This window comes from Martinezella hainanensis, from assembly GCF_900094555.1.
Taxonomy (GTDB): domain Bacteria; phylum Pseudomonadota; class Alphaproteobacteria; order Rhizobiales; family Rhizobiaceae; genus Rhizobium; species Rhizobium hainanense.
On the sequence record NZ_FMAC01000018.1, the window covers coordinates 10,987 to 24,312 of the forward strand.

At 60.3% G+C, this 13,326-nt stretch carries 2 protein-coding genes; both read left to right on the forward strand.

All coding sequences use genetic code 11. The features are described from left to right. Positions 1-41: 41 nt before the first annotated feature. Entirely contained in the window at positions 42-12,800 is a 12,759-nt protein-coding gene (locus GA0061100_RS31620) for a hemagglutinin repeat-containing protein (protein WP_159444825.1), read from the forward strand. Next, complete coding sequence (locus GA0061100_RS31625; RefSeq protein WP_075856822.1) at positions 12,797-13,147, forward strand: immunity 8 family protein; 351 nt, start codon at positions 12,797-12,799, stop codon at positions 13,145-13,147. Before GA0061100_RS31620 ends, GA0061100_RS31625 begins: the two co-directional genes overlap by 4 nt. The last annotated feature ends 179 nt before the right edge of the window (positions 13,148-13,326 follow it).

A 13,326-nucleotide genomic window follows, 5' to 3' on the forward strand; every position in this document is an offset into this window, starting at 1 on the left:
CACGGCGAGCAAAAAGCGTTCAACAGGACAGGGCGATGACCATGACGTCAGCACGTGTTTCAAGTGGCGAAAATGGCAAGGTAAGTGTCAGACACCTGAGCAGTGCCACGCGTCAACTGTCTGCGACGCTTCTGAGCGCCCTGCTTGTTTTCCAGCCGATGCTGGCCAATGCCCAGTCGGTATCGGCCGCTGGATTGGCTCCCGCTGCCAATCAGCCGAGTGTCGGTGCTGCCCCGAACGGCGTACCGCTGATCGATATCGTCACGCCGAACGCCACCGGCCTATCACATAACAAGTACGACAACTTCAATGTCGGCACCCAGGGTCTGATCCTCAACAACTTCAAAGGCGAAGTCGACACGTCGAACTTGGGCGGCGCGACACCCGGCAACCCGAACCTCAACGGCTCCGGCCCCGCTTCCGTCATTCTCAACGAAGTTACATCAGGCAACCGCTCAGCTCTGAATGGACCGACCGAAGTGTTCGGCGGCAGAGCGGACGTCATCATCGCGAATCCGAACGGAATCACGTGCGCGGGCTGCGGCTTCATCAACACGCCGAGAGCGACGCTGACGACCGGTGTGCCCAATATCGGCGCCGACGGAGGTCTGACCGGTTTCACCGTCAATGGCGGCGATGTCACCTTCGAAGGGGCAGGCGGCAATTTCGCGGCCGCTCTTGGTGCTGTCGATCTGTTCGACGTCGTCTCGCGCCAGATCCATGTCAATGCGCCGATCTACGGCAAGACCATCCGGCTGACGGGCGGCGCCAGCCAATACAACTATGCCACCGGAGAGGCGACGGCGCTGACCGCCACCTCGGGCACCCCGGAATATGCGATCGACGGCACGGCGCTCGGCGCGATGCAGGCCGACCGCATCAAGGTTGTCGTCACGGAAAAGGGCGCCGGCGTCAGGATGAGCGGCGATATGGCCGCCAATGCCGGCGAACTGTCACTGTCGGCCGACGGCAAGATCTCGATCGGCAATGCGTCCGCACGCGATGGCGTGACCATTACCTCGAAACAGAAGGTCACTGCCGCCAAGGTGACCTCGAGGCAGAAGGTTGCGGTCCGGGCCGACCAGGGCATTACCCTGCAGTCCATCGCCGCCGATAGCGATATCGTGCTTGCAAGCGGGACTGGCCTGCTCAGCATTTCTGGTGACGTCAACAGCGGCGCGACCGTGCAGATGGGTTCGGGTGGCGGGATTGCTGCCGGCAGCGTTACCGCTGGCAATGGTGCAGCGACGCTTGTCGCCAGCTCCGGCGATATCGCGATTGCCGGCGCTGCTAACAGCACCGGCGACCTCACCCTGGCTGCCACGGCCGGCTCGATCTCGGCCGCCTCGCTGTTGAGCTACAACAATCTCGCTCTTACCGCCGGTAATAGTCTTGCCGTTTCCGGCAATGTCCTGGCGCAGGGGAATGTCAACGCCACTGCGCGGTCAATCTCCACCGGCATGGTTGTTTCCGGCATCAATATTGCCGCCACCAGCGCTGATCTGAATGGCAATGTGGTGCTCGGGGCCGCAGGCAACTTGAGCCTGACGGCAACCGGCGGCAATATCGCCACTGGCAATCTGCAGTCGGCTGGAAGCCTCAACACCGGTGCGACCGGCAATATCACGGCGGGGAATATTCAATCAGCCGGCAATCTTACCGCGATCGCAACCTCGCTCACGGCCGCTAATGTTACCTCGCATGGCGGGCTCACCGTTAATGCTGCGATGAACGCGAGCGGTCAGATTCTTGGAGCGGGCGACATCCTGATCTCCGGGGCTGGCATTCAGGCGACCGCTATCGCGTCCGGCGTCGACTTTGCCTCAACCAACGCCGCTGGTGGCAACATCGTCCTAGGTTCGGCCGGCGCACTCGATCTGACAGCTGGCGCCGGCACCATCACGGTCGGCACGTTGCTGTCGGCCGGCAATCTGACGGCCCAGGCTTCCTTGCTGCAGTCTAACAACCTCACCAGTCACGGCAACGTCGCTATTGACGGCGGCCTGCGCGTCACCAACCAATTGCTCGGAGCCAGCGATATCACCATCAATGGCAACGCCAATGGTGTCAGCGCTGGTCTGGTTGCGTCTGGGGTCAATTTTGCCGCGACCAAGGCCGCCGGCGGCAATATCGTGCTGGCGGGTAGCGGCGATCTGACGATCAACGACAGCGCTGGCGCCATCCATGCAGGAACCGTGCTGGCGGCAGGCGCGATCAACGCCACCGGTCAGACCATCACTGCTGATGCGATCACCGGCGGCAAGAACATCACGCTGACCGGCGCCACCAGTCCGACCGCCGGAAGCGGCAGCGTGAAGATTAGTGGCCAGGTGCTTGGCGGCGGCAATGTCGGCATTACCGGCTCGAGCATTGCCGCCGATGCCATTGTCTCAGGCGTCGATATCGCCGCCACCAATGCGGCGGGCGGGCGCATCACCCTTGGCCCAACGGCCACGGGAGCTGGCAATCTGACACTGACGACCGCAGGCGCGATCAGCGCCGGAACGCTGTTGTCTGCGGGCGATCTCATCGCGAACGGCGGATCGATATCTGCCGGCAATATCTCCGCGCATCACAACATGACGCTTGGCGGCGTCGTCAGCGTCAGTGGCCAGATTCTCGGCGCCGGCAACGTGCTGATCTCAGGTCAAAGTTTGTCGGCACAGACGCTTGTCGCTGGTATTGACTTCAATGCCACCAATGCCGCCGGCGGCAATATCGTCCTTGGTCAGACCGGCGATTTGGCCGTAAACGTCAATGGCGCCGTTGCGGCATCGACCATACAGGCCGCGGGTGCCATCGGCATCAGCGGTGCATCGGTCTCCGCAGCTTCAATCACCGGCCAAAAGGATATTAGCCTTTCCGGCGGGTCAGCCGGTGGTGTCGCTGTCACCAGCCAGCTGCTTGGAGGCGGTAATGTTGGCATCTCCGGCTCGAGCATTAAGGTCGGTACCGCGGTCTCGGGTATCGATTTCGCGGCAACGGCAGCCGCTAATGGGAACATCGTCCAGACGACAAGCGGCGATCTGACGTTTGCCTCAGCCGGCATCATCGATACTGGCACGCTGCTCTCGGCCGGCAAACTCAATGCTACCGGCTCGGCCATCACGGCCGGGACCGTCACGGCGCATGGCGATGTGACGCTCAATGGCGCGGTCAGCGTCACAAACCAGATCCTCGGATCCGGCAACGTTTCGATCACGGGCCAAAGCCTGTCCGCCCAGACCGTTGTTGCGGGCATCGACTTCGGTGCAACTAACGCCGCGGGCGGCAATATCGTTGTTGGACAGCTCGGGGACCTGACGGCTCAGTTGAGTGGTGGGTTCTCGGTATCGACGATGCAAGCCGCCAGTGCCATCAACGTCAACGCCGCGACTATGACGGCCGATACCATCACCGGTCATCATGACATTACCCTTTCCGGGGCAACGACCGTCAATCAGCAGATCTTGGGCGGCGGCAACATCGGCATCTTGGGCTCGAGCATCAAGGCCGGCGCTATAGTTTCGGGCGTCGATTTTGCCGGAACGGCAGCCGCCAATGGGAACATCGTCCAGACAACGAGCGGCAATCTGACGCTCGCTTCGACCGGTTCTATCAAGACTGGCACATTGCTCTCGGCTGGCAGTTTTTCGGCCAGCGGTGCGACCGTGACTGCGGATGTCGTCACAGCGCATGGCGACATGATGCTCAATGGTGCCACCAGCGTTGCCGGCCAGATCCTTGGCGCTGGCAACGTGCTGATCACAGGTCAGAGCCTGTCGGCCCAATCTGTCGTCGCCGGTATCGACTTCGACGCGACCAATAGGGCAGGCGGCAATATCGTCCTTAGTCAAGCCGGCGATCTGACCGCTCGACTCAGTGGTGGGCTCTCTGCATCGACGATGCAGGCCGCTGGCACCATCAACGTCAATGCCGCTGCCGTGACGGCCGATACCGTCACCGGGCACCAGGATATCGCGCTTGCCGGTGCGACGACCGTCCACGGCCAAATCCTTGGTGGCGGAAACATCAGCATCTCAGGCCCGAGCATCGCCGCAGGCGCGATCGTCTCCGGTGTCGACTTCACTGGCACTGCGGCCGCCAACGGCAATATCGTCCAGACATCAAGTGGCGATATGTCCCTGACTTCGAGCGGTAATCTCACGATCGGCACGCTGTCGTCGGCAGGCAATTTAACCGCGCAAGGGAGCGATCTGAGCGCGAGTAGCGTCACAAGCCATGGTACGACCGATCTGGCAGCCACCGGTCTTGTCAACGTTAGTGGCCAGGTATTATCGACCGGCAATCTCTCGATCGATGGCGCCAGCCTCAACGCCGGACTTCTGGTCTCCGGCGTGGATTTTGCGGCGACTGCGGCCAACGGCGGCAACATCGTGCTTGGAGGGGCCGGTAAGACGGACCTCACCGTCTCCGGCAATGCCACGGCCGGCACGATCCTGTCGGCGGGTGATATCACGGCAAAGACGGCCGACCTCCAGGCGGGTAGCGTCACAAGCCACGGCAATGTCGGCATCATTGGTAACGTCGATGTCAGCAACCAAATCCTGGCCGCGGGCGACCTTACCATCAATGGTGGCAGCATCAGCGCGCCAACGCTGATCTCGGGCATCGACTTTGCCGCCACCAATGCCGCCGGCGGCAACATCGTACTGGCATCGTCTGGCAGCACCAATCTTACGGCCTCCGGCAATATCTCGGCTGGCACGATCCTTTCGGCAGGTGGCTTCATGGCGAATGCGGCTGATGTCATTGCCGACAGCATCACCGCTCATGGCAACGCGGGCATTGTCGGAAATGTCGATGTCAGCAACCAGATCATTGCCGCAGGCGATCTCACGGTTAGCGGCGGCCACATCAACGCGCCGACGTTGATCTCCGGCATCGACTTTGCTGCCACCAATGCCCGTGGTGGCGGTATAGTGCTCGGAACTGCCGGCGATATGAATCTGACCGCGTCTGCGGGCATCACTGCGCAGACCATGCTGTCTGCCGGCGCTATCAATGCCAGTGGGTCTGCGATTGTGGCCAATACCATGACCGGGCATGGCGACATTACCCTTGCTGGAAGCAACAGCGTCAATGTCTCGGGCCAGCTCCTCGGCGCCGGCGACGTCTTGCTCTCCGGTTCGACCGTCCAACTCGGCCAGGCGGTCACCGGCGTTGATTTCGCTGCTACCGCGCGATCGTCAAACGGCGCCATCGCTCTCGGATCAAGCGGCGATCTCACCATTAACGCTGGAAGTGCATCGGCCGGCACGCTGATCGTCGCAGGCAACCTCAACGTGGCGGCAAGCGCCTTTACGGGCGGCAACATCACGGGCCACGGTGCCGTCGCGATCGGTTCGGCCACCAGTCCCGGCGCGGTCAGGATTAACGGCCAGCTCCTGGGCGCCAGCAACGTCTCGGTGACCGGATCTGGCGTCAGCGGCAACGTCATGGCGGCCGGGGTCGATTTTGCGGCGATGGACCAATCGGGCGCCGGTAACGTCATTCTAGGCCAGGGCGGCAATCTCACGCTCGCGAGCACAGTTGGCGACATCTCTTTCAACAGCCTGCTTGCTGCCGGGACGATTACGGCCAATGCTGCGAACAATATCAGCGTCAATGCCGTCGCCCATGGTGATCTGTCGCTCACAGCGGGCAACGCCATCACGCTCAACGGCCAATCGCTTGCAAGCCGCAACGCCAATCTGTCCGCCCGATCGATAACGATCGACACGCTGGTCTCAGGTGTCGATTTCGCCGCCACCAATGCTGCGGCCGGCGGCAGTCTGATGCTGCAGCGTACTGGTGCAATGACGCTGTCAGCCTCGAGCGGTAGTATCAGCGCCAATTCGCTACTTTCGGGCGGCAATCTTGCCGCTACGGCGACGCAGAACATCGGTTACAACAGCCTGCAGAGCTTGGGCGACGCTGCGCTCACAAGCCCTAGCGCCATTGCTTATACCAGCACCACCCGCGTTGGAGGCAACCTAACCCTTAATACCGGAACGCTGGATCTCTCCGGCAGCAGGGGCAGCCGGATTGCCGCCGGTGGCTCGCTAATCGTCAACGCTTCATCCGCCAATCTCTCGGGAAGCAATCTCGTCTTCGGCGGCCTGACCCTCAATCTCTCCGGCGGTGCCGATCTTTCCAATGCGCAAGTCAGCACCGTTACCAATGCTGGCGGTTCTGGCGACATCACCATCTCCGCCGCAGGCCTTGCCACAACCGCGGGCACTTCGCTGCTTGCCGCGCATGACCTGACGCTGAACCTGCCATCGTTGGGCAACATCGGTCAGCTTGCTGCCGGCAACAATCTGACGTTCAACGTCGCTGGCGACTTCTACAACAGCCCGTCAGGCCTCGTCTTTGCGGGCAACAACGCCAACCTCTTCGTCGGCGGCACGCTCACCAACGACCAGGGCGCTATCCTCGCAGATGGCGGGTTGACCATCCGGGGAACGACCGAAGGTCAGCGCAATGCGGCAGTCACCAATGTGTCCGGCCTCATTCAGGCCGGTGGTGATATGTCGATACTCACCAGCAATCTGACGAACAGGCGATCGACGACGCCGACCTGGGTGACGGGTCAGCTGGTCTCCTCGGGTGGCGTTGTCGGTACCTTCGTGCTCAATCCAGCAGTTGCAGGTCAACCCTTCGCCTATCTGGAATCGACCGACCAGAATATGTTTCAGCTTTATGCGGGGGTCGATCCGGGGCAGTTTTCTGACTACCAGCCGCTGTTATATTCGGTCGCAACCCTTGCCGACGGCACCTCCTATCGCGCCTGGACCTGGGTGAGCGGCAGTGGGCCGACGGAAGTTCGACCGATCTTCGACTGGATCAAGGCTCGCGTTCCCAAGGATGCCAACGGCAATCCGATCCTCGATCCCAACAATCCGTCGCGCTATTTCATTGTCGATGAGGTCGTCCGCAATGGCTCGGATACGAGCACGACCTACACGTGGGATCCGACGTCCAACATATCGCAGTCGGTTTATGAAGACCGCTTCACCAGTGCGCTCAGCCCCGAGGCTGTGATCCGTGCCGGTGGCAACCTCACGGTCGATGCCACCAACCTCGCAAATTCCTACAGCCGGATTGAGGCCGGCGGTAACGCGTCGCTCACGGGATCGACGCTCATCAACGAAGGCGTCGTTCTCAATCGCACCACGACGTTGACCTGCAGTGCCCAAAGCGCCTGTTCGGCCTACAACGCCGATGGCACGGCCGATCCTTCCCGCAATATCGCTAACGGCACGTCGATCATGTCAGGATCGCAGGTTATCGGCGGCGCGGCGGGTACGCTCAAGGCGGCCAGGGCTTTGAGCCTTAATTTTGGTACGGTCAACAATACGTCGCTCGGTTCGACGGGCGGCGGCGCGGCCGTCAGTGCGCCTTCGACATCGAGTGATCCTCTGTCGGCCCTGAATGGCATGACGGCTGGCGGCGCCTTGTTCAATGTCAATGCCGCGCTAGGCAGTTTCACCTCGAATGGTGGTGCCAATGTCGGTAGTGGTCCATCACTGACGGGTACCGGTACAACGATCGCCAGCGGTCCGACCGTCAATGGCGGCAACCTGACGGCAGCAGTCGGTGCGTCGGTGGGCAGCAACGGCGTGACGCTCGTGAGCGGCCCATCGATCAGCTCGGGCACCCTGACAGCTAGTGGTGCTGCGATCAATCCCAACAGCCTGATGGGCAAGCTCACCGCTGCTCTGGGCAACAGCGGCAACCTCGCTCAGGTGCTGCAGGTCAACGGCGCGCAACTCGCCTCCCTCGCGAAGCCGCAGTCGGGCGGGGTTGGCGGCACGGTGCCGGGCCAGGTCTTCCTGTTCGAAACGCGGGCAGCCTTCCTTGACGTGTCGAAGTTTTACGGGTCGAGCTATTTCATCGATCGAGTTGGCTATACGCCGGAAACCAAGGTTCCCTTCCTTGGCGACGCCTATTTCGACAATCAGCTCGTAGACGAACAGATGCGGCAGCTGGTGGGCGATGGCCTTGGCGCGGGATCCTTCATCCCTGGCAATAATGCCACCGACCAGATGAAGACGCTGCTCGACAATGGCATCGCTTATGCCGAGGCGAACGGGCTTGCTCTCGGGCAAGTACTGACACCGGAGCAGGCTGCATCGCTGACCCAGTCGATGGTGATCTACCAGACCCAGATCGTCGACGGCGCGCAGGTGCTGGTGCCGGTCGTCTATCTCTCTGCCGCTGATAAGGCGAAGGTCAACGCAGGCGGTGCCGTCATCGCCGGCAACACGGTCAACATCGATGCCGGCTCCATCAACAATTCCGGTGCGATTGCCGCTGCGGATGGCATGACCATCAATGCGACCGAGATCAAAGCCAATGGCGGCACCTTCCTGGCCGGCGGCAACATGAACCTCAATGCCACAAATGGCATCACGCTCGCCGCACAGACGATGACCATCGGCGGTCAGAACGTCGTCAACACCAATGCGGGCGTGTCGGCAGGCGGCAACCTACAGATCGCCGCGGGCGGTACGCTGAGCTTAGAGGGCACCAAGATTGCCGCAGGTGGCAATGCCCAGCTTTCCGGCACCAATGTCAACCTCGCTGCTGTCAAGGTTGACAACGGCGGTCAGCAGAATGCGACGGGCGCCCGTGTCAACGCCGGTGGCAATCTCACCATCGCTGGCGCCAACGACGTCAACATCATTGGTTCCTCCGCCAAGGCCGGTGGCGATCTCAAGGTCAAGGCCACGGATGGCGCGGTCAACATCGTCTCGACCGACGTCGCCCGAAAGACGGACGATGGCTACAGCAAGACTACGGGTACCGATCAGCAAGCCTCACAGCTCTCGGCTGGCGGCAACCTTCAGGTCAATGCCAATACGGGTGTTCTGATCTCTGGTTCTGACCTGACGGCCAAGGGTGACGTTGGCCTGACCTCAAACGGTGACATCAATGTAACGACCTCGCAGAACCAGTCAAACTCGACCTTCGGCAAAAATTCGTCGTCCGAGCTGACGCACAATGGTTCGACCATTACGGCCGGTGGCAATCTCGTCGCCAAGTCGACCAATGATATCAATGTCATCGGCTCGACGATGGCGGCCGACGGAAAACTTGGCTTGCAGGCTGGCAAGAACGTCACCATCGCTGAAGCGACCGATAGTGCTACCCTCGACGTCAAGAGCTCCAGCAAGAAGAGCGGCTTCTTCGGTTCGACGAAGGAGAATGTTTCCGGACATCTGGAGACCACGACGGCGATTGGGTCTTCGGTTTCGGGGAAAGGCGGCGCCGCGATTATCTCCGGTGGCGATACGACAGTCTCCGCCTCCAAGATTACGGCAGGCGACGACACCCACACCTCCGATTTGAACATTCTGACCGGTGGCAATCTGATCGTCAGCGCTGGCAAGGATACTGAAACTGAACACGACAGCGCCAAGCGCAAAGGATTCCTGCGCAGTGGGAGCTACAGCTATGATGGCTATAATGAAACGACGGTCGGGTCACAGCTTTCGGCTTCTGGCGACGTCACTCTCGATGCCGGCAAGGCGGCGGCCATTGTCGGCTCGAAGGTCAACGCCGATGGCTCCCTAAATATCTCCGGTGAGAGTGTCTCCATCATTGGCGCGCAGGAGAATCACCAATCCGATAGCAAGCGCAAGGATTCCGGTCTCTTCGTCGGCTCCGGCGGCGGCTTCATCTCACTTTACGGCAAGAACGAGAAGCAGGGCCAGCAATCTTCCACGGATAACGTCGGCTCAGAGCTTACGGCCGGGAACGACGTCAACCTAGCGGCGAGGGCAACCGATCTCAACATCATGGGATCGTCTGTCAATGCCGATCGCGACATCAACCTGTCGGCCGCTCGCGACGTCAACGTGACCCCGGGCGCCGAGAGCTCGTCACAATCCGAACAGCAGAAGAAGTCCGGGTTCGGCTTGGCCCTTTCCGCCGGCAATGGCGGCTTCTCGGTCGGTATCGGCGCGCAGTCGACGAAGGACAGCAAAGCGCAGCAGTCCGATACCAATGCAGTATCGACATTGGCGGCGGGTCGTGATCTCAACATCTCGGCAGGCAACAACGTCAACCTGCAGGCAACCAGCGCTTCGGCCGAGCGCGACGTCACTCTCTTCGCCGGCAAGGACATTAATCTGCTCTCGGCCAATGACGTCACCAATTACGAGGAGGTACATGAGAAAACCTTTGCCGGTGTGACCATCTCGGTGACCAGCCAGATTGGCAAGGCGGCCGATAGCATCATGAACTCGGCCGAACGTCTTTCCGACAGCGGTGGCGTCAATGCGGTGACTAATACGGCCATTGCCAGCCTCGGTTTCTATGAGGGCTACAAGGGGCTGAAGGGCGCCTATGAGGCGCTGACCAGCACGGACCCCAAGGTTGCAACCGGTCTTTCCTTCAGCATCGGCATCAATGCCGGCGTCAGCCACCAGGAAAACAGCTGGTCCTCGTCATCCTCGACCCCGGTGGTGACGGATATTCGTGCCGGCCGCTCCATTACCATGGAGGCCGAGAAAGGCTCGATTACCAGCGACGGCGCGCAGATCCTAGCCGGTTACGACAAGAACGGCATACCCACGATTCCAGGAGATCCGCTGACCGGCGACATCTTCCTGTCAGCAGCGAATGGCGACATCAACCTCAACGCTGCCGCGGGCACGTCGGATTCGACCAGTTCGAACAAATCCTGGAGCGCCGGCGTCGGCGTCAACTTTGGTTGCACCAGCAAGGGCGGCTGTCAAGAGACCGGCGTCGGGGTCAACGCCTCCTATGGCAAGGGCGGTTCCGAAACCTCCGGCACCAGCCATACGAACACGCATGTGAGCGGCACCGGCGATGTCACCATCGTCACCAACGATCTGGCGCTTAGGGGGGCGACGGTCGGCGGCAATTCAGTTGCGATCGATGTCAAGAACCTGACGATCGAAAGCCAACTGGATACGCAGAAGGCCAAGGCCGATCAGTTCAATGTCTCCGGCCAGATCGGCTTCGGAAACACCGGCGTTTCCGGCACCGTGCAGAAGGCCAGGGGCGATGCGGTGCTCGTCTCCGAGCAATCGGGCATTCATGCGGGCACCGGCGGCCTCAACATTGATGTCAGCGGCCAGACGTCGCTTGTCGGCGGGCTGATTACCAGCCAGGCGACGGCGGACAAGAACTCCTTCTCCACCGGCACCCTGACGGTTGCGGATATCGACACGCATTCGACCTGGAAGGCCGAAACCTATGGCGGCGGGATCGGGACTGGCGGACTGACCATCGCTCCTCCCGTTAAGGCCGGCGAGAAGGAGACCGGCAAGGCCTATTCGGCCATCGGCGGCAATATCGGCATCACGATCACCGATCCGGCGCACCAAGTGCAGGATATCGGCACGATCCGCCGCGACACAGACAACACCAACACCTCGCTACCCGGCTTGCCGGACCTGCAGAACATCCTGCGTCAGCAGTACAAGACCCAGGCTGATCTGCAGGCAGCGCAGGCGACTATGGCTGGGCTTGTTGGCGATATTGCCAGTGAGTTCTACAAGCAGGCCGCTCTGAACCAAGACCAGACGGGAATGGACTATTGGAAAGAAGGTGGGGTCGGCCGCGTTCTTCTGCACACGATCGGCGCCGGTATTCTCGGCGGCGTCAATGGTTGGGAGGGTGCGCTCAAAGGTGCTGCCGGTGCTGCGACCTCTGCACTGCTGACACCAGCCATTGCCGATCTCGTTGATGGCATGCTGAAGGACAGCACCTTGTCCGATCAGGATAAGCGGACACTCGCCGCCCTGCTTGGCGAGAGCCTGTCTGCTCTGGCTGCCGGCGCTGTCGGTGGTGGCGAAGGTGCCTCCTACGGCGCCGCGCAGTACCAGTATAATTATCTCACGCATAAAGAGCGTGAGGAGTTCGCTCGAACGCTGGCCGCTTGTGAAGCCTCTGGTGACTCTGATTCCCCAGCCTGTAAGCACAAGGAAGAGCTTCAGACTCTGTCGCTTAATCGTGATAAGAAGCTGTCGGATTGCGTCGGAAATTCTTCGGCAGCCTGCGTCGAGGCCCGTACCAATCTGCGGATAGCTGCGGCCGAGTATCTCGACGCCGCCCTCGCAGGAAATGGCGAGTCCGATGAGATGTCGCTTCTCGATCGACACATGGTGTTCCTAGACGCCTGGAAATACGCAGACAGCAATGATGCGCAAAACGGTCAGGACTTCGGTGATATAGAATCCACTCTGAAGAGCGATGCAGCCAAAGCCCTGCTGACAGGTTCGAAAACTCAAATTGCCAGCATCATCCGCGACCCGATCATGCTCGGCGCCATCGCATGGGGTGGCTGGGGCAATGCCAAGACCACTATTGGAGACGTTGCGGGCCCGTTGCCGGACAGCGTCGCTGGTCTGCCTGAAAAATATGTTCGTGTCATCGATAATGCGGGCAACGTCGTCATCGTTGGTCCAAATGGCGAAACTTATCGCGATATCGCCGCCGCCCAACTGGCGGCCGTGACCACAATTAGGACAGACTGGCCTGAACTTAGCGGTAGTTTGCGTGAGGCCTCTAATGCTGCTAGTGCTGCTTTGGCCGGAAAAGGCAAGATCAATTATGGTATTGGTTCGTTTAATAGCGAACAGACGATGGTTATGGGGGAAGCTTGGGTCGGGCCCGGATATCGCACTACTTCCAGCGGGTACTATGAGAGTGCCGACGGCCTCAGGCAATTTAGACCGCCGAGCTTCAAACCTCAGCTTGGTAAAACGCAAGCGAATTTTGAACAACGACTTCCTGGGCAGACGAAATGGGGGGCTAACGGTCATGTGGATGTTATCCCATGAAGGCTGAGGTAAAGCAGTACTCGATGGTTGGAGGTGAGTTCTCCAGCTACTGGCCAGATGATGTAACGGACTTTTGTATAGGAGCTGATGTAACGGTTGGCCCAGAAGGTGTCCCCGGGGGGGACATCTTCAGCTTTCAGGTCTGCACTCCTCGTTGGCTTGCACACAGCGCAGGAGGGAAGCCATACTTTATTCGTCATACAATTTTGATGGATGAATATGATGAAGATGTGTTGAAATCCACAGTTAGGAAATTGGTCGAAAACACGACCGGTAATTCATGGGAAGAGATTGCGAAGAAATTAGCCCGCTACATGTTTTGGGAGTTCGAGGACTACCAAGCCTGAATCGGCTATTTTTGGCTCGTGTGGTCCCGAGCACTCAACGACTACTGTTGTTGTTTGGCAGTTAAACGCGAGAATGCGCTCGAGCTCCACACAAAGTGAGGACGACCCAGGTTAGGTGCAAAACGACAGGATTCACGCGAGCGGGCCGCCATGAAGGCGCGCGAGATCTATGTGTCGGA

Excerpts from the sequence above, each read along its gene's own strand:
- GA0061100_RS31625 (WP_075856822.1), top strand. The coding sequence starts at position 12,797 with ATGAAGGCTGAGGTAAAGCAGTACTCGATGGTTGGAGGTGAGTTCTCC.
- GA0061100_RS31620 (WP_159444825.1), top strand. The coding sequence starts at position 42 with ATGACGTCAGCACGTGTTTCAAGTGGCGAAAATGGCAAGGTAAGTGTC.